Here is a 17,011-nt window from a genome sequence, read left to right on the forward strand (position 1 = left end):
CACGGGGAGTGGTATTCGGAACTGCGACGCGCACCGTCTGCCTGGTTGGCTCGACGGCGGCGATGAAAAGGGCGCGGACGTCTTGCCGGTCAGGCGAAATAACTGCTCGAAGATCGACTACTGCAGGTGTCCAAGGCAGATGCCCCATTTGTGAAGATGGCCGGATTCTAGGTAGGCGACAAACTCAATGTCAATGACGTTCATCGACTTCGCGAAAAAAAATTCCGCGTTTGCGGCGCTGTAAGTTTTTACGCGATGAAACCGGGCCCGTTGCTTTCAATCGCTCGCGAAAGGAAAGTCATCGAAAGCCGGAACGTGCGTCGTGCGGCGGCGGCGGCGCGCACGCACGCACGCACGCACGCACGCACGCGCCGATTTTGACGGATGCTGATCGATCCGGCATCTTTATTCGTTTTTTACTTGCGCGCCCACGCGCGGCACGCATACAATCCGCCGCAATTCGTCACAGAAGGAGAGTCCCTCGTGGACACGTCCCCCAGTAGTTGCAGTTCGATGCCGGTCGAAGCCGGCAACGCAATCGCGCGCTAGCCGCCTGGTTCTCCTTCGCCGCTAGCTCGCATTGGTCGAGTTAGCGCGCTTCATCGCGGGTGGCCTTCGTCCGCCCCGTCCGCAGCACGCTTCCTCTGTTCAGTTCTCGTCGCAGGCCGCCTTCCGGCGCGCAAGCGATGCGTTACGTCGTCCGGCGCAGGCCGGAGCGGACGGGAGCGAAGTCATGTTTGTTCAATTTTTCAAGGCTAAGCTCGGACGCTACGCCCATCTCGCGAGCCACCGGATCGTCGTGTCGTCGATCTCGCCGCTCGCGCATGCGGCGAACGCTTCGAGCAACGGCACGGCGCCGGGCGCGGGGTTTCTCGTCTGGCCGGTCAGTTGCGCGATCGTCGGCGCCGTCGCGGGCGCCGTCGGGATCGTCGCGCTGCTGTCCGCCTCGGGTTGTCGCACCGGTCTGAATCAGGCGATGCGCGTTAGCTGGTGGTTCTCGTAAGCACCCGGCAAGCCCGACGGTTCGCCGTGTCCGGCGGGCGACCTCAAGCGGCGAGCGGGCGGTATCCTCGCCCGCATTCATCCAAGCAACGATTCGTCATGAAGAAAACCATCCATCGCATGCTCGTCAAATCCGGCGTCGTTTCCGGCCTGCCGTTGCTGCTGTCGCTCGGCGTCTCGCCGCCCGCGCTCGCGCAAGCCGCGAATGCCGCCGCCGCGTCGCCCGAAAGCGTCGCGCAGCCGTCGCCCGCGGCCGCCGCATCGCCTGCATCGCCCGCGGCGGACGGCGCACAGACGCCGACCGCCGCGCAGGCCGCCGATGCCGCCGCCACGCCCGCTCCCACCGGCTTCTGGGAGCGTTCGAACCTGTTCGGCGACATGGGCGGCCTGCGCACCAAGCTCGGCGATCACGGGATCACGCTGAACCTGCAGGAAACGAGCGAGTACCTGCGCAATCTGTCCGGCGGCACGCGCCGCGGCGGCGCGTACGACGGCCTCACGCAATTCGGCTTCAGCGTCGACACCGAAAAGGCGATCGGCCTGCCCGGCGGCACGTTCAACGTGTCGGGCCTGCAGATTCACGGCACGAGCCTCACGTCGCGCAATCTGCAACTGCTGCAGACCGCGAGCGGCATCGAAGCCGAAGGCACGACGCGCCTTTGGGAGCTGTGGTACCAGCAGTCGTTCGCGGGCGGCCGCGCCGACGTGAAGATCGGCCAGCAAAGTCTCGATCAGGAATTCATGGTGAGCCAGTACGCGGGCACGTTCATCAACGCGACGTTCGGCTGGCCCGTGCTGCCCGCCGTCGACATGCCGGCGGGCGGCCCCGCGTACCCGCTGTCGTCGCTCGGCGTGCGGCTGCGCTACAAGCCGTCCGATGCGTGGACGGTGATGGCTGGCGTGTTCGACGGCAACCCGGCGGGCGGCGCCGGCGACGCGCAGCAGCTCAACCGTCACGGCACGAACTTCAACCTGCACAACGGCGCGCTATTCATCGGCGAGTTGCAGTACGCGCTCAACGCGCCGCCCGCCGATCCGAAGGCGCCGCAGCCGGCAGGCCTGCCGGGCATGTACAAGCTGGGGGTCTGGTACAACTCGGAGCGCTTCAACGATCCGCGCTACGACACGAACGGCATGCCGCTCGCCGATCCGGCGAGCAACGGCGTCGCCGCGACGCATCGCGGCGACTACGGCCTCTACGCCGTCGCCGACCAGATGGTGTGGCGCCCGAGCGCCGACAGCCCGCGCTCGCTGAACGTATTCGCGCGCGTGATGGGCGCGCCGGGCGATCGCAACGTGGTCGATTTCGCGCTGAACGCGGGCGTCACGCTGAAGGCGCCGTTCGCGGGACGCGACAACGATACGGCGGGCCTCGCCGTCAGTTACGCGAAAATCGGCTCGCACGCGCGCGGCAACGACGGCGACGTCGGCGTGTTCACGACGCCGGGCTATCCGGTGCGCCGCGCGGAAACGCTCATCGAAGCGACTTATCAATATCAGGTGACGCCGTGGTGGCAGTTGCAAGCGGACTTCCAGTACGCATTCCGTCCGGGCGGCGGCATTCCCAATCCGAACGACCCGGCCACGCGCATCGGCAATGAAGCGATCGTCGGCGTGCGCACGACGATCACGTTCTGAAGCGTTTCGTCTTCCTCAGCTTTCGCGTGCCTTTCACGTTTCGCGCGCGGTGCCGCCACCAGCGGCATCGCGCGTGCACCCGTCGCTCTCGCGCCGTCAAATTGCTTAAACCGATTTGTCACCGGAATGCCATCAGAAAGTCGGCTCCGCACTTTACTGTGGCTCGTTCGGCCGCGCGCAAGCGGCGCTCCGCATAACCGAGCAATTGCGCCACGCGGCCGGATGCGGCATGCTGAACCGGACGCCCATCCCACGCGAACGCCCGGCTCGGCGCCTCCCGACGAAAGTCGCCTTCACGCGGAGCCATCAGCTTGTTCTGTTCCGATCTCGCCGCTTGCCGCCACGATCGCCCGAACGATCGCGCCCCCGCCGCTCGCATGCGCCGCCACGTTCGCAAGGCCGCGCGATGAAGGCGCTCGCATGGCTCGCCGGCGCCGTCGCCGCGCTGCTCGCGGCGGAGCTGATTTCATTCGGCGACATCGGGCATCTCGTCGCGCTGCTCGCCGCGTCGCTCGCCGCGCTTTGCGCACTCGCCGCCGCGTTCGGCTGCGCATATACGCTGTTCGCGGCGATCCTCACGCAGCGTTTCTTCGCACGCGCGCCGCACGAGCCGCGACACTGCCCGCCCGTGACGATCGTCAAGCCGCTGCACGGCACCGAGCAGGCGTTGTTCGCGAACCTCGCGAGCTTTTGCGAGCAGCGCTACGACGGCCCGATCCAGTATTTGTTCGGCGTGCACGATCGCGACGATCCCGCGCTGCGTGCCGTCGACGCATTGCGCGACGCATTTCCGCGCGCACACGTGACGATCGTCGCCGACGCACGCCTGTACGGACCGAACCGCAAGATCGCGAACCTCGTCAACATGCTGCCCGCCGCCGCGCACGACGTGCTGATCTTCGCGGACAGCGACGTGAGCGTCGGCCCCGATTACGTGCGGCATATCGTCGGCGAGCTCGACGAACCGGGCGTCGAGCTCGTGACCTGCGTGTATCGCGGCCGTCCCGATCCGGGCTTCTGGCCGCGCGTCGAGGCGCTCGTCACCAATCACCAGTTCCTGCCGGGCGTCGTGACGGGCCTCGCGCTCAAGCTTGCGCGGCCGTGCTTCGGCCAGACGATCGCGATGCGCCGCGCCACGCTCGACGCGATCGGCGGCCTCACGCAATTCGCACACCATCTCGCCGAGGATCACGCGATCGGCGAAGCGGTGCGCGCGCGCGGCGCGCGAGTGGCGGTGCCGCCGTTCGCCGTCGAGCACGGCTGCGTCGAGACGCGCGTCGCGCGGCTCGCCGAGCACGAATTGCGCTGGAGCCGCACGATCCGCGCGGTCGACCCGCGCGGCCATCTCGGCTCGCTGCTCACGCATCCGCTCGCGCTCGCGCTGCTCGGCGCCCTGCTGTCGAACGGCGCGGCGTGGGCATGGTCGCTCGTGCCCGTCACGCTCGTCGCGCGCATCGCCGCGAAGCACATCGTCGATCGCGCGACGAAGCGGCCGGTGCGCGACCTGTTGCTGCTGCCGCTCGCGGATCTGATCGCGTTCGGCATCTTCGTCGCGAGCTTCTCGTCGTCGCGCGTGATCTGGCGCGGCTTCAGCTTCGATGTCGACCGCGACGGCCGCCTGTGCCCCGCGCCTGAAAAACGCCCGAATGCCTGATCGGCGCCGCGCGTCGAATAGGCCTTTCTTCGTCATGCAAAACGAATCGACTCGATCTCGAACCGGCACGCCCGCCGTGCTCAACCGGCAACTGATGAAGCACGCGGGGCGCATCGCTGCGCTCGCGGGACTCGCGGTATCGCTCTGGCTCGTCGCGCGCGACAATCCCCGCGAAGTGCTCGGCCTGATGCGCGCCGCCGGCGTCGGGCTCGTCGTCGCGGCCGCGTCGCATCTGCTGCCGATGCTCGCGAATGCGAAGGACTGGCAGACGCTGATCGCGCCGCCCGACCAGCCGCGCCTGCGCGCGATGCTGCGCCTCGTGTGGATTCGCGAATCGGTGAACGGGCTGCTGCCCGTCGCGCGCATCGGCGGCGAGTTCGTGTCGTTTCGCCTGCTGCGCGCGCACGGCTTGACGGCGCCCGCGGCGAGCGCCAGCCTCGTGTCCGACATGCAGCTCACGCTGATCAGCCAGGCGCTCTTCGCGCTCGCGGGCGTCGGCTATCTGCTCACCCGCGCGACGTCGGACACGCTGCGCGTCGCCGGCATGTTCGCATGGGGACTCGCCGCGCTCGCGCCGCTTCTGATCCTGTTCGCACTTGTTCAACATGCGAAGCCGTTCGAGCGCGCGATGCACGCGCTCAATCGCGTCGCGGGCGGTCAACTCGCGTCGCTCGTCGATCGCTCCGCGCAGATCGACGATGCGCTGAAAGCCGTCTGGCGGCGGCGCGGCACCGTCATGCGCTATCTGTTCTTCTGGCAGCCGCTGCAGCATCTCGCGACGTCGATCGAGATCTGGCTCGCGCTGCATTTTCTCGGCGCGCCCGTGTCGCTCGTCGATGCGCTCGCGATCGAGGCGCTGATCCAGGCGCTCAGCAGCGCCGCGTTCTTCGTGCCGGGCGGGCTCGGCGTGCAGGAAGGCGGCTTCGTGCTGATCGGCGGCGCGCTCGGGCTCGATCCGGCAACGTCGCTCGGGCTCGCGGGCGCGCGGCGAATCCGCGATCTGCTGATCTTCGTGCCGGGCCTGCTCGCCTGGCAGTTCGCGGAGGCGGCCGTCGCGGCGCGCCGTTCGTAGGCGCTCGACGCGGTTCGGCGAGCGCACGCGCGCCGTCACGCCACTTTCAATTTCCGCATGCATGATCGGGCTGGACCGCATCTCGATTCGCGCCGGCGCGCGCATCGCTCGACGCGCGTTCTCGCACCGGTGCATCACGTCGCACGACGAAACAATCGAAGACATTGACGCCGCACACGAATCGCAGCGAGGCGAAGTCCTTGCTGTCGATACGGTGACGCTTCCCCGTTGCATCGATTTCTTGTAACGTTTGCGAGCCGTTGGCGGGATCGAGGACCGCCAGATCGCGACGCGCTGCAGGTCGCGGTCCACAACCAATACAAGACTCACAACAACAAAGGAGGGGACATGCGATGGCAATACCCAACTGCGGCCGCGCTCGCGATCGCCGCATTCGTGTGGGCCTGCGCGCGGATCGTGTCGACCGATGCCGCGCCCGCCGCCGCGCCGGCTGAGCGAGCGGAATCGACCGTTCCCGCCGCGCAGGCGAACGCATTCACCGCCGCGTCATCGGCGGCGCCGCGCTCCGCGCCGCCGCCGCTTCCCCCGCGCGTCGCCGAGTACATCGCGCACGAATACGCGAATTCGGCCGTCACGCGCGAAGCGCTCACGCAGATCGCATATGGCTGGAGCCAGGCCGTCAACGACGTCCGCGATCCGGCCGACGCGAAAACGGCCGGCGACGCGATCGCGAAAGGCATCGCGTGCGCACTGAGCGCACGCGTGCTCGTGAAGGCGGGCGTCGACCAGCAGACGATGCTCGACCGGATCAAGGGCACGCGCGCGGTCATGCTCGACACCGAAGCGGACACGCTCGCCTACATCCGCTTCCAGTCGCTCGCAGGCGGCCAGTTCTTCGACGATCCCGGCTCCGCCTCGTGCGGCTTCAATCCAACGTCCATGCCGAATTGAGCTTACCCGTGCTGTAGCGCTTCAACCATCAACCGAGGGGACTTTCGATGAAAAAGTTAGTGACGCTGATGATTGCCGGCGCGCTCGTCGCGCTGCCCTACTCCACGCGCCTGAACGCCGCGCAGACGGTGACGGCCGCAACCGCCGCGGCCGCCGCGCCCGGCTCCGCGATCGTGTTCGTCAACGGCATCAACAACACGTTCGACGATGCGATCGCGAGCCTGCAAGTACTGAAGAACGAGCTGAACGCGCGCGACGCGAGCAACGCCTACGTGTACGGCAACGCTTACAACGCGACGCAGGGCGCGTTCAACGATCTGTGGCAGGTGTTCAAGCAAAAATCGGTCGAAGGCACGAACCCGGCGGACTTCTGGCGTGCGATCGACGGCGGCGCGATTCCGGCGGGCGGCATGGACGCGGCGCTGCAACAGAAATACATCGACATCCTGACCAAGAACAACATTCCAGAGCTGCCCGATCACCTGAACCAGTACCGCACGTACCTGCAGCAGAGCCGCAAGGTCGTGCTCGTCGGCCACTCGCAAGGCACGCTGTACGCGAACTTCGAGATGAATCTGCTGATCACCGGGCCGGATCGCGCCCAAGGCAGGATCAGCGCGGTGAACGTCGGCAACGCGGCGCGCTATCTGCTGCCGGGCTCGAGCTATCTGACGTCGTCGTCGGATACGGTGATCGGCAGCCTCGGGCTCGTGCAGACGGTGCTGCCGTCGAACTTCTCGCTCGGCTTGCATCTGCTCACCGATCCGCTCGGCCATTCGTTCACGAAGATCTACATGAACCAGTCGTTCACGGCGGCGAAGCAGATCCTCACGCAAGTGTCGCAGCAGGCAAGCAACACGGTGATGGCGGCGCGGTAACCCGCACGGCGTGCGTCGCGTGCGATGCACGCGCTGCGTTCTCGCCTCGTGCGACGCGGTTGGCGCGCATCGACGGCGAATTGCGCGGCGCGCCGCATGCCGCAACGAAAAAAGGCCCGTGCGCGCGGGCCCTTTCCGCCGTTCCGCGCGGCGTCCGGCCGCTCAGAAGATGTTGCGCAGACCGATCGCGACGCCCGTCTGGTTGCTGCGGCCCGGCAGTTCGACCGTCGCCGCGCCGTTCACCTTGTTGAAATCGACGGTGCCGTAGATCTCGGTGCGCTTCGACAGCGCGTACTCGACGAGGCCGACGAACGTGTAACGGTTGCCGCTGTCGAGCTGGCCGTTCGCGACCGTCGCGTTGCGCATCCGGTCGTAGTAGAACGCGCCCGTCAGCGTGAGCGCGGGCGTCGCTTGCCAGCTCACGCCGGCGAACGGACCGTCGTCGATCCGGCCCGTGCGCTTCGGCGCGCCGGTCGTGAAGAGGCCCGGTTGCTGCGCGAGCAGCGTGTCGACGAAGCCCGTGTCGTCCTTCGAGTGCAGGTAGCCCGCGTAGATCTTCGCCTTGCTGAATGCGTAGACGACGTTCGCGTGATAGATCGTCTGCTTGCGGTTCGAGTTGTCGCTGTTCTGCTGGACGCCCGCCGCGACGCTCACCGGCCCGGCGACGTACGACAGCGAGAAGCCGTACATGTTGCCCGCGCCCATGTGGCCGGGAATCTGGCCGGAGAAGCCGCCCGAGCCCGTCGACGACGTCGAATCGGTGCCGAACGAGTACATCGCGCCGATCGTCAGGCCGCCGAACGTGCCGCGATACTTGACCGAGTTGTCCGCGTACAGGCCCGCGCCGAGCGCGACGGGCAGCCACGCGTTCTCCAGATAGTTGCCGACCGTCAGCGGATCGTACGTATCGCTCAGCAGATCGAACAGCACGGTCTTCTGGCGGCCGAGCGTCACGGTGCCGTACTGGCTCGTCAGGCCGACGTACGCGGCGCGATTGAAGATGCGCTTGCTGTCCGAGAACGAGCCGTCCTGCAGATTGACGCCGCTCTCGAGATTGAAGATCGCCTTCAGGCCGCCGCCCAGATCTTCGCTGCCGTGCAGGCCGATGCGGCTGTTGGTGATCGCGCCGTTCGTCATGAAAAACCGGCCGTCGTTCTGCGCGTTCGAGTTGCTCAGATAGCGCAGGCTCACGTCCGCGACGCCCCAGAGCGTCACCGAACTCTGCGCCATCGCCTGCTGGCCTGCGGTCGCCAGCATCACCCCTCCTACCAGCCCCGCGATTTTGGTGGTTTGCTTCATGCGCTTTCCTTTGTGAATTGTCTCCGTCTCTTCTTCGGCCACGGCCGCGGCCGGCTCCGCCGCGCGCGGCGGGCCCACGAATCATATGACGATGTAAGCTCTGTAAAAAAATAAACGCCGCGAGAATCGCGGCGTTGTCGTGGTGGCGCAACGATGTGCGCCGGCGGACGGCGCTCGTGGGCTCAAGCGCCCTGCGCGTCGCGCTCGCAAAAGCGCAAGCGGTTGCCGAACGGATCGGCGATCTGCATCACCCGCCCCCAGTCGTATCGCTCGATGCCCGGGCGCGCGTACGCATAGCGTTTGTCGTTCAGTTCGGCGTGCAGCGCGTCGATGCCTTCGAGCGGCACGAAGACGGTCGAGCCCGGCGTCGCGTCGCCGTGATGCTCGCTCAGATGCAGGATCAGATCGCCGCGCCGCACTTCGGCGTAAAGCGGCAAGCCGGGCTCGAAGCGATGCTCCCATCCGAGCGTGAAGCCCAGGAAATCGACGTAGAACTCCTTTGCCTTTTGCTCGGAGAAGATCCTCAGCACCGGAATCGCGGAAGAAAACTGCATGAATACGCCCTCGCTATCGTTCTTGTTTCTTGGTCAATGCGTTCGATGGATTCGCCGCGCCGCGCATCGCGCGCAGCGTCGTCAGTCGCGTCGCGCGACGACATCCGCATCGTAACGCGCGCGCCGAACGATTTCAGCGAACGCCGCGACGAGCAGCAGCACGGCGCCCCACAACGCGCCGTCGCCGATCATGCGCGTGACGAAGCCGCCCGCCACCGCGCCCGCCAGAAAGCACGAGCTGATCACGGCAAGCAGGCCCGAGTCGTGCAGCGCGAGCGCATCGTAGCGTGGGATCAGGCCGGCGAACAGCAGTTGCGCGGAGCGCCGCAGGTTGCCCGTCGTCATCACCGACGTGTACGACAGGTTCTCGAGATGCGTAAACGACATCGTCTGCAGCGTCGCGACGAACGAAATGCCCGGAATCAGCCACGCGCTCGACATCGCCGGCCAGCCGAGCGACGCGAACGCGAGGAAGACGATCTCGACGATCAGGCTGATGAACGCGGTATGCCGAATCAAGCCCTTCTGCGCGGCGAGGCCGAGCGTGTGCGCGACGAACACCGCGATCACGAAACCGACGAGCGGCGGCACGTGATGCAGCGCCTGCGCCCAGTCGCCCGCCGACACGTTGATCCCGAGCAGCGCGACGTTGCCCGTCATCGTGTTCGCGAACACGTGGCCGTGGCCGACGTACGTGTACGCGTCGAGATAGCCGCCCGACAGCGTGAGCAGCGACGCGACCGTCAGGTTGCGGCTTGCGGCGTCGAGATTCATCGTCCGTCGCGCGCCGCTCAGACCTTCTTCAGATAGCACGCCTTCAACATGAAATTGCCGGCGTCCATCTTGCAATCGACTTCGTGATCGCCGCCGACGAGACGGATGCTCTTCACCTTCGTGCCCATCTTCAGCGTGATCGACGAGCCCTTCACCTTCAGGTCCTTGATCAGCACGACGGCGTCGCCGTCGGCGAGCGCGTTGCCGTTCGCGTCCTTCACGACAGCTGCCGCGTCGTCATCGGCGGCACTCGCTTCGCCCGCGATCGGCCATTCGTGCGCGCAGTCCGCGCAAATATAATGTTCGCCGTCCGGGTACGTGTTTTCCATCGCGCATTGCGGGCAGGCGGGAAGAGTCGACATGGTGTTGCAGCCTTGTTTGCAATTGATTCGGTGGACGGAAGTATACTCGCCCGTCCGCGCCCGCCGCCCGCGGCCGGCGAACCGCCTCTCGATTCACCGCATCGACCTTGCCATGACAGCCGCCAAGTTCTTCCTGCGCTACACCCTCGTGCCGTTCGTCGCGATCGTGCTCGTCGTCGTGTGGACGTTCAACCGCGAGTCGGACGAAATCGACGCGCGCCAGTATGCGGCGCTCGTCGCCGCCTATCCCGGCTTCACGCCGGATCTGCAGAGCGAAGTGAACCGCGCGATGCGCGACGGCAAGCTCGCGAAATCCGATTACTCGTCGATCGTCCGCGATTCGCTCAATCACGGCTACGTGCTCGACTGGTCGTCGCCGGGCGGCGATCTGAACGCCGAGCGCGGCAAGCTGCTCGGCCTCGTGAAGCGCAACGCGCGCTCGTCCGAATGACGGCCGGCGAAGCGCCCGGCAACGCGGCCGGCTCGCGCGAACGTTGACGGGATTCGTCGGCGACGCCCGGTCGCACGGCGCAAGCGCGCCGTGCGGAGCTGATCCGACCCGCGCATCGCATGCCGCGACGATGCGCTCGAAACGTCTGCGTCGCAAATCCGGCGCGCGAAGCCCAGGGGGCCGAAGCCCGAGAATCGAGATTCAACGGCCCAGTGTCGAACTTCCCGGCTCGCTCGAAGTCACGCCGCGATGCTCAGCCGTTGCACGGCGCCGCGCCCGCCATCGCTATCCGACGAATCCGCCGATAAGCCCGACGAGCGCGCCGCCCGCGAGCAGCCACAGCGGATGCACGCGGGTACGGTACGCGAGCGCCGCGACCGCCGCCGTGACGCCCCATTGCAGCGCCGACCGGTTCGACGCCTCGGAGATCAGCACCGCGCTCGCGATGACGAGGCCCGCGGTGACGGGCATCATCCCCTGCTGCACGTAGCGCCGCCACGGCTTGTCCTTGAAGCGCTCCCACGCGTGCAGCGCGGCCATCGTCACGATCGACGACGGCCCGAACTTCGCGAGCGACGACACGAGCAGGCCCGGCCAGCTCGCGACGTGCCAGCCGACGAGCGGCACGATCATCATGTTCGGCCCGGGCGCCGCCTGCGCGAGCGCGAAGAGCGCGGTGAACGCCTGCGCGCTCATCCAGTGATGGACATCGACGACCTGCCGCTGCATCTCGGGCAGGATCGTGTTGCCGCCGCCGAACGCGAGCAGCGACAGCTGGCCGAAAATCACCGCGAGGGAAACGAGCGTGTCGCTCATCGCCGCACTCCCTGCGCGCGTTCGTTCGCGCCGCGCGGGGCGCGCGACGCGAGCCAGATGCTGACGGGCGTCAGCACGAGCATCGTCGGCAGCAACGGCGTGCGCAACACCGCGATCGCGACGAACGCGAGCGCCGCGACGCAAGCGGCCGTGCGCGCGTGGCGCAGCGGCTTCGCCACCTTTATCGCCATCGCGATCAAGAGGCCCGCCGCGGCCGCCGCGAGGCCGCCGAACAGATGATGAACGCCCGGGTTCTGCTGCGTCTTCGCATACAGCACGCCGAGCGCGATGACGACGAGCGTCGGCCCGGCGACGAGGCCGAGCAGGCCGGCGATCGCGCCCGGCACGCCGCGAAACCGCATGCCGACCGCGACCGACAGATTGATCACGTTGCCGCCCGGCAGGAACTGGCAGAGGCCGAGAAGATCGGCGAACTCGTCGGCCGTCAGCCAGCGGCGCTCCTCGACGAGCGCGCGCCGCGCGAACGGCAGCGCGCCGCCGAACGAGATCAGCCCGAGGCCGAGGAAACCGATGAACAGATCGGCGACGCTCACGTCGACCGCACGGCCGCCGTCATCGGGTTCGGAACAGGATTGCATGGGAGTCCTCGCGATTGTCACGAGCCGAGGTTACGCCCGATCGCCGCGGAGTCCAAACGATTTTATCGGCGCGCCTTTGTGATCTAGAATCACAAGCATGGCACGCGATCTCCCACCGTTTCCGGCACTGAAGGCCTTCGAAGCCGCCGCAAGACATGAAAGCTTCAGCGCCGCGGGCGAAGAGCTGCATGTGACCCACGGTGCCATCAGCCGGCAGATTGCCGCGTTCGAGGCGTGGCTCGGCAAGCCGGTGTTCCATCGGCACGGCAAGCGGGTGAAGCTCACCGACGAAGGCCGCCGCTATCTCGCGACCGTCGAGGCGGCGTTCGACAGCATCGCACGCGCAACCGAGCAGTTGCGCGAGACGGGCGCGGCACGCGTGCTGCGCATCAACGCGCTGCCGACGTTCGCGATGAAGTGGCTGCTGCCGCGCCTGTCGCGGTTCCAGCGCGAGGTGCCGAACGTCGAGCTGAAGCTGTCGACCTCGAACGCGCCGCTCGGCTCGCTCGACGCCTTCGACGTCGCGATCCGGCGCGGCCCCGGCCGCTGGCCGAACTGCGCGAGCGGCCGCTTTCTCGACGAAAGCGTGATTCCCGTGTGCAGCCCCGCGCTCCTGAAGCGCGCGCCGATCGCGAGCGCGGACGATCTCGCGCGTCACGTGCTGCTGCATTCGGACACGCGCCCGGACGCGTGGCGCGAGTGGTTCACGGCGGCGGGCACGCCGATGAAGGGCCGCAAGAAGCAATCGTTCGATCACTTCTATCTGGCGCTGCAGGCGGCCGTGGACGGCCTCGGCGTCGCGCTCGGGCCGCTGCCCCTCATCGCCGACGAACTCGCGAGCGGCCGGCTCGTGACGCCGCTGCCGGGCCCGCGCATCGCGACGCGCAGCTACTGGTGGGTCGAGCAGTCCTTATAGGCCGGGCCTCCCAAGGAAGTACACCCCCAAAGTACCCGGACAGGTACCCGATCTTTGCCGCTATTATCGACCACCCTTTCTTGCGCGTTTTTTCGCTTTTCGAGCCCGAAAAATCGCAAAATACTTGGAGGTTTGGAGGGAAGTAGTTCATATGTTTGTTTTAATTGATATTTTTTACCTCCAAGTTCCCTCCAAACCCCCTATTTTTCTGGAGGAAATTCTGGAGGGAAACCGCCAACACATCAAGCCACGCCGACCGTCTCGGGCATTGCCCCGCCGTCTGGAACGCTGCGCGCAAAGAATCTCCCGTGCCGCCACCCCTCCGCGCGCGGAAACAGAAACGGGCCTCGCGGCCCGTGGAAAGTGACTTTGGAAAGTGGGGCGTTACGCCGCGTCGCGCGCCCGCATGATCGTCTGGCGGCTCGTGCCGAATTGTCGGGCAAGCGCGGCCACGCTCGCCCCCGCGTCCAGCTCGCGCAGCACGTCCGCCCGCTGTTCGTCCGACAAGGCGGACGGTCGCCCCAATGCCTTGCCTTCCGCCTTCGCGCGAGCGATACCGGCATGCGTTCGCTCGATCAGCAGATCGCGTTCGAACTCGGCCACCGCGTTCAACACCTGCATGGTCATTCGGCCGGCCGCGCTCGTCAGATCGACGCCGCCCAGCGCGAGACAATGAACCCGGATACCGCGTTCGGCCAAACCCTCGACCGTGGTCCGCACGTCCATTGCATTGCGGCCGAGCCGATCAAGCTTGGTCACGATCAGCACGTCGCCTTCCTCCATCCTGACGAGCAACTGGGCGAAGCCCGGCCGCTGATCCGCGCTCACGCTTCCCGAGATACTTTCCGTTACGACGCGGCGCTTGTCGACCGAGAAGCCGGCCGCCTCGATCTCGCGTAACTGGTTCGCGGTGGTCTGGTCGGACGTGCTGACGCGGGCATAAGCGAAGGTTCGGGACATATCGGGCACTCAATCTGTACGAAATAGATGTCCGAATATAAACCCCTGTCCAAAAGAATTCAACCCTTATTTTCGGACAGGATGAAACAGCACTGTCCGTAAGGGTTCGGTTTCGGACATGCTACTTGATGCGATTGAGGGTAGGAATCGGCGATTACCCACACAAATTCCCTTCACTTGGATTGAACCTTCCCGCTTCGACAACCCAAGCCAAAGCACCTCTCGCAGACTGCCACTGTAACGTCACGCAGAGTCACTAGTGCTTACCCATGCTGCAACGCTTGCTGAACCTGTGAAAGCAGCCAAAGCACAAGCCAGATTCGCGCAAGATACATCCACAAACGATGCCTCACGTTCGGGGCACAAATCCAAGCCGTGCGCACCCATGCTGCAACCAATGCGATCTGCACACAGAGTAACGGCATCAAAAAGATATTCGGCGTCGGTAATTGAACCACGTACCTGACACAGGCATTGATCAGAACCATGGTTGCTCCCATGGGGATACCGAGTCCCCACCAGACCTTCCAGAGTGGTTCATTACCGGCCCAAGCATTCTTCAGCATTGAATCTCCCCAACGGCTCTGTATGCATGCCACCTCACGCGAATGGCTATTTGCTTTTACACGCCTCGCTCAGAATTGCGCCGTAAGCTGAAATCCCAGCGTGACGCGCGCGGTCTCGAAACCTGAAGGCTTGTAGACAGGTGTACCAGCAAAGAGGTCGTAAGCGTATGCGCCGAAGCGCGTCGATACGCTGCCCTTCACGCCGATCACGGCTCCGGCGAGCTGCGTGCCGACCAACGCGACCGGTTCCGGTCCCCACACGCGGCCGTAATCCAGACCCGCATAGGCTGATAGCCCGGTCCGGGCGATTGGGGCCTGCAACTCATTACGCCAGTAGAACCCACGTGATGCCGCCAGCAGCCTTTCGCCGTCGAATCCCCGCACGGTATAACGGCTGCCGATCGTAACGCTGTCGAGGTACGAAACAGTGTTGCCCGTGTACTGACCATGAAAGGTCGTCACGTATTTGAACGGCTGCGTACCGATGACGAACGGTGTCGACAGATTCGCATCGAGCACGACCATCTTGAATCGGTAAGTCTGTCCACCCTCCACCGCGAACATGCTGTCGGTCGAGCCGAGCCAACCCAAGCCCTGACGATAAGCAAGCGAGCCGTCGAACTGCGAAGAGCCAAAATAGTGCCGGTCGTTCAGCACGAATTCGAGAAAGGTCGCGTTCTGGTGCGACGACGGTATCGTCGTGCCTTCGATGAAGCTGTCCCCGAAGCGTCGCGTCAGGCGAACCTGTGCACCGAAAACATCGTTCCGGCTGCGCGCCAACACGCGATTGAGCCGGAAGTCGACCGTCTTCATATTGCCGCTCGCAACGAACGTTTGGTTCACGGCCGCGAGCGGCTGGAAATACGTGCTGGTATAGGCCGATAGCGTACCGGTCCAGTATCCCCAGGGAATCGAGTAGAACGCGTTCCAGCCGTGCGAACCGAAGCGCTTGTCTCCGAATTCCAGATCCTGGTTGAAGCCGACGTTGAAGATGTCGTTGAGACCCAGCGGGTTGTCGATGCCAAGCGACACATTGCCTTGCAGCTTGCCGGTCGCGCGCGTACCGGAATTGTCGATGGATGCAACGACGGTCCATGGTTTGCCGCGCTTCGCGTCGAGCACGACATCGCTTTCGCCGGGCCTATCTCCCGGGGCGATCCGCATCGACACATCCTGACTTGAGACGCGCTTCATTTGCTCAAGCCCTTGTTCGATATCGCGCAGGTTCAACACGTCGCCGTCGCGAGTCGGGAACGCGGTCTTCCACGTTCCACGCAACTTATCGTCCTCGAAACGCACGTGACGGATCACGCCCGGAATCAGGGCAAGCTTCAATGTGCCAGTGGACAAATCCTGCTCGGGCACGAGTACGCGGGTCGTGATGTAGCCGCGTGCGAGGATGGCCTGCGATAGTCCCTTGACGATCAGGTCGACGCCTTGCTTGCCGACACATTGCCCGGCGTAGTGCGCGAGCCAGTCGCGCGCAAAGGCGAAGCGATCCATCGGCAAGGCGGATGCGCCCTGCACCTTCGCGGCGGCCGGTAACGAGTCGGGCACGTCGAGCGCGAAACGATCGATTCGAAAGCACGGTGTTTCGGCAGGCAATACCGGGTAGGCTTCCGGGCTCGGCACGTCCGAGCGCACGCCCGGCGCTTGCACAGTGGCATCGCGCTGCTGGGCGTCACGGCGCTGTTGAACTTGCTGATTCTGCTCCGCGTTCGCGCGGGCAGCAGCGGCCTGGTCGATCGTAGCGGGTGTCTGTTGTGCCTGCGCGGCAAGCGTAATCAAGGCAGTAATTGGCAAGACCGCAAACCGCGTAGCCGTAGTCATTTATATATAAACCGCAAGATATTCGCCAATCACATAGCGATCGCGCGCGGGTGAGTACATGCGCGCCATCACTACTCTGAAATCCCCAAATTTGATGGGAGACCCATTACGAAATTCGCTCGTTGACCATATTGGGGCGCCAATTCACGAATACTCTTCGACAGAGACACCCTTTCAGAGTCCGACATTTTTTGCAATTCATTGCCAATTTGCTCCAGAAACCCTATGGCCGCATCCGAATCGATAATGTTCTCGCCGGAATATTCCAAAAAGATCGAAACATCAACAATCACTCTTGCAAAACAGTCATTTTTCATTCGATGAAATTCACACTAATATCATCAAAATCAGATCACCCCCTTCATTGCAACCATTTTTTCGATCGCTAGATTTGACGCAAGGTCAACCTCATCGAACACGTGCAATCAATTTCGAGTTTCGGCAATCTTCCATTCGGAATCGATAGAAGCCCTCCATGCATGCCAACCAATTGGAAGAGTGGCAAGTTCGAGCACTGACGGATCGATATCAGTAATATTTTTCAGACTCACCACCGATGCATCGCCCTCCTCCAATGCCTCGGTACGATTCGTATGAAATTGCCACATTCCATCATCTCGGTCATGAGAAACATACGCAATCCAGTCTTGCCGATTCACGATTCTTTTGTCTGCAATAACGGCCGCGTTTTGCGGATCAGAAAACGGCCACTTCTTTTTTTCCATGAT

Annotated in this window: 16 protein-coding genes and 2 pseudogenes; 8 read left to right on the forward strand and 10 right to left on the reverse strand. The window is 64.7% G+C overall.

The window, feature by feature from the left end; all coding sequences use genetic code 11:
* Positions 1-733 precede the first annotated feature (733 nt).
* From WS78_RS18415 to WS78_RS18450, 6 genes are all read left to right on the forward strand, one after another.
* Positions 734-1,003 (forward strand): hypothetical protein, encoded by a 270-nt coding sequence (locus WS78_RS18415; RefSeq protein WP_038748370.1) that lies wholly within the window; start codon positions 734-736, stop codon positions 1,001-1,003.
* A 98-nt stretch (positions 1,004-1,101) separates the two neighbouring features.
* Entirely contained in the window at positions 1,102-2,640 is a 1,539-nt protein-coding gene (locus WS78_RS18420; protein WP_059578283.1) for a carbohydrate porin, read from the forward strand.
* Between the two features lie 406 nt (positions 2,641-3,046).
* Complete coding sequence (gene hpnI, locus WS78_RS18430) at positions 3,047-4,294, forward strand: bacteriohopanetetrol glucosamine biosynthesis glycosyltransferase HpnI (RefSeq protein ID WP_038748373.1); 1,248 nt, start codon at positions 3,047-3,049, stop codon at positions 4,292-4,294.
* A gap of 91 nt (positions 4,295-4,385) precedes the next feature.
* Entirely contained in the window at positions 4,386-5,366 is a 981-nt protein-coding gene (locus WS78_RS18435; protein ID WP_186448591.1) for a lysylphosphatidylglycerol synthase domain-containing protein, read from the forward strand.
* A 348-nt stretch (positions 5,367-5,714) separates the two neighbouring features.
* Positions 5,715-6,278, forward strand: a complete 564-nt coding sequence (locus tag WS78_RS18445; RefSeq protein WP_038748377.1) for a hypothetical protein — start codon at positions 5,715-5,717, stop codon at positions 6,276-6,278.
* A gap of 59 nt (positions 6,279-6,337) precedes the next feature.
* Positions 6,338-7,156, forward strand: coding sequence for a hypothetical protein (locus WS78_RS18450; protein ID WP_059578275.1), 819 nt, complete (start codon positions 6,338-6,340; stop codon positions 7,154-7,156).
* 162 nt (positions 7,157-7,318) lie between these two features.
* Here the strand turns inward: WS78_RS18450 and WS78_RS18455 are convergent, their stop codons facing one another.
* The 4 genes and pseudogenes from WS78_RS18455 to WS78_RS18470 form a co-directional block, all read right to left on the reverse strand.
* Positions 7,319-8,455: a porin gene (locus WS78_RS18455; RefSeq protein WP_038748634.1), complete on the reverse strand. Its 1,137-nt coding sequence runs from the start codon at positions 8,453-8,455 to the stop codon at positions 7,319-7,321.
* Positions 8,456-8,637: 182 nt separating this feature from the next.
* Positions 8,638-9,009 carry a glyoxalase superfamily protein gene (locus tag WS78_RS18460; RefSeq protein WP_059578271.1) on the reverse strand — a complete coding sequence of 124 codons (372 nt, stop codon included), beginning with the start codon at positions 9,007-9,009 and terminating at the stop codon, positions 8,638-8,640.
* Positions 8,979-9,783: pseudogene (locus WS78_RS18465) on the reverse strand (YoaK family protein). Before WS78_RS18465 ends, WS78_RS18460 begins: the two are co-directional and overlap by 31 nt.
* A 17-nt stretch (positions 9,784-9,800) precedes the next feature.
* The gene (locus tag WS78_RS18470) at positions 9,801-10,145 is read right to left on the reverse strand and encodes a zinc ribbon domain-containing protein YjdM (protein ID WP_038748385.1); all 345 of its coding nucleotides are present in this window, start codon (positions 10,143-10,145) and stop codon (positions 9,801-9,803) included.
* A gap of 112 nt (positions 10,146-10,257) precedes the next feature.
* Here WS78_RS18470 and WS78_RS18475 point away from each other — a divergent pair, with 112 nt between their 5' ends.
* A complete protein-coding gene (locus WS78_RS18475; protein WP_059578267.1) occupies positions 10,258-10,596 on the forward strand; it encodes a hypothetical protein in 339 nt (112 codons plus the stop codon).
* 285 nt (positions 10,597-10,881) lie between these two features.
* Here the strand turns inward: WS78_RS18475 and WS78_RS18480 are convergent, their stop codons facing one another.
* Complete coding sequence (locus WS78_RS18480) at positions 10,882-11,412, reverse strand: chromate transporter (protein WP_059578263.1); 531 nt, start codon at positions 11,410-11,412, stop codon at positions 10,882-10,884.
* A complete protein-coding gene (locus WS78_RS18485) occupies positions 11,409-12,011 on the reverse strand; it encodes a chromate transporter (RefSeq protein ID WP_059578259.1) in 603 nt (200 codons plus the stop codon). Before WS78_RS18485 ends, WS78_RS18480 begins: the two co-directional genes overlap by 4 nt.
* A gap of 97 nt (positions 12,012-12,108) precedes the next feature.
* Here WS78_RS18485 and WS78_RS18490 point away from each other — a divergent pair.
* Positions 12,109-12,912 (forward strand): annotated as a pseudogene (locus WS78_RS18490) (transcriptional regulator GcvA); the annotation flags it as partial.
* A gap of 399 nt (positions 12,913-13,311) precedes the next feature.
* Here the strand turns inward: WS78_RS18490 and WS78_RS18495 are convergent.
* The 4 genes from WS78_RS18495 to WS78_RS18515 all read right to left on the reverse strand — a co-directional run bounded on the left by WS78_RS18495 (position 13,312) and on the right by WS78_RS18515 (position 17,008).
* The gene (locus WS78_RS18495; RefSeq protein WP_058035265.1) at positions 13,312-13,887 is read right to left on the reverse strand and encodes a recombinase family protein; all 576 of its coding nucleotides are present in this window, start codon (positions 13,885-13,887) and stop codon (positions 13,312-13,314) included.
* Between the two features lie 263 nt (positions 13,888-14,150).
* Complete coding sequence (locus WS78_RS18500) at positions 14,151-14,453, reverse strand: hypothetical protein (protein WP_076823033.1); 303 nt, start codon at positions 14,451-14,453, stop codon at positions 14,151-14,153.
* A 69-nt stretch (positions 14,454-14,522) separates the two neighbouring features.
* A complete protein-coding gene (locus WS78_RS18505) occupies positions 14,523-16,283 on the reverse strand; it encodes a ShlB/FhaC/HecB family hemolysin secretion/activation protein (RefSeq protein WP_041189383.1) in 1,761 nt (586 codons plus the stop codon).
* Between the two features lie 425 nt (positions 16,284-16,708).
* Entirely contained in the window at positions 16,709-17,008 is a 300-nt protein-coding gene (locus WS78_RS18515) for a hypothetical protein (RefSeq protein ID WP_004544755.1), read from the reverse strand.
* Positions 17,009-17,011: the final 3 nt, after the last annotated feature.

The organism is Burkholderia savannae, assembly GCF_001524445.2.
Taxonomy (GTDB): domain Bacteria; phylum Pseudomonadota; class Gammaproteobacteria; order Burkholderiales; family Burkholderiaceae; genus Burkholderia; species Burkholderia savannae.

Coding starts and splice junctions, on each gene's coding strand:
- WS78_RS18445 (WP_038748377.1), top strand. CDS start 5,715: ATGCGATGGCAATACCCAACTGCGGCCGCGCTCGCGATCGCCGCATTC.
- WS78_RS18505 (WP_041189383.1), bottom strand. CDS start 16,283: ATGACTACGGCTACGCGGTTTGCGGTCTTGCCAATTACTGCCTTGATT.
- WS78_RS18420 (WP_059578283.1), top strand. CDS start 1,102: ATGAAGAAAACCATCCATCGCATGCTCGTCAAATCCGGCGTCGTTTCC.
- WS78_RS18480 (WP_059578263.1), bottom strand. CDS start 11,412: ATGAGCGACACGCTCGTTTCCCTCGCGGTGATTTTCGGCCAGCTGTCG.
- WS78_RS18460 (WP_059578271.1), bottom strand. CDS start 9,009: ATGCAGTTTTCTTCCGCGATTCCGGTGCTGAGGATCTTCTCCGAGCAA.
- WS78_RS18470 (WP_038748385.1), bottom strand. CDS start 10,145: ATGTCGACTCTTCCCGCCTGCCCGCAATGCGCGATGGAAAACACGTAC.
- WS78_RS18515 (WP_004544755.1), bottom strand. CDS start 17,008: ATGGAAAAAAAGAAGTGGCCGTTTTCTGATCCGCAAAACGCGGCCGTT.
- hpnI (WP_038748373.1), top strand. CDS start 3,047: ATGAAGGCGCTCGCATGGCTCGCCGGCGCCGTCGCCGCGCTGCTCGCG.
- WS78_RS18485 (WP_059578259.1), bottom strand. CDS start 12,011: ATGCAATCCTGTTCCGAACCCGATGACGGCGGCCGTGCGGTCGACGTG.
- WS78_RS18455 (WP_038748634.1), bottom strand. CDS start 8,455: ATGAAGCAAACCACCAAAATCGCGGGGCTGGTAGGAGGGGTGATGCTG.
- WS78_RS18415 (WP_038748370.1), top strand. CDS start 734: ATGTTTGTTCAATTTTTCAAGGCTAAGCTCGGACGCTACGCCCATCTC.
- WS78_RS18495 (WP_058035265.1), bottom strand. CDS start 13,887: ATGTCCCGAACCTTCGCTTATGCCCGCGTCAGCACGTCCGACCAGACC.
- WS78_RS18475 (WP_059578267.1), top strand. CDS start 10,258: ATGACAGCCGCCAAGTTCTTCCTGCGCTACACCCTCGTGCCGTTCGTC.
- WS78_RS18500 (WP_076823033.1), bottom strand. CDS start 14,453: ATGCTGAAGAATGCTTGGGCCGGTAATGAACCACTCTGGAAGGTCTGG.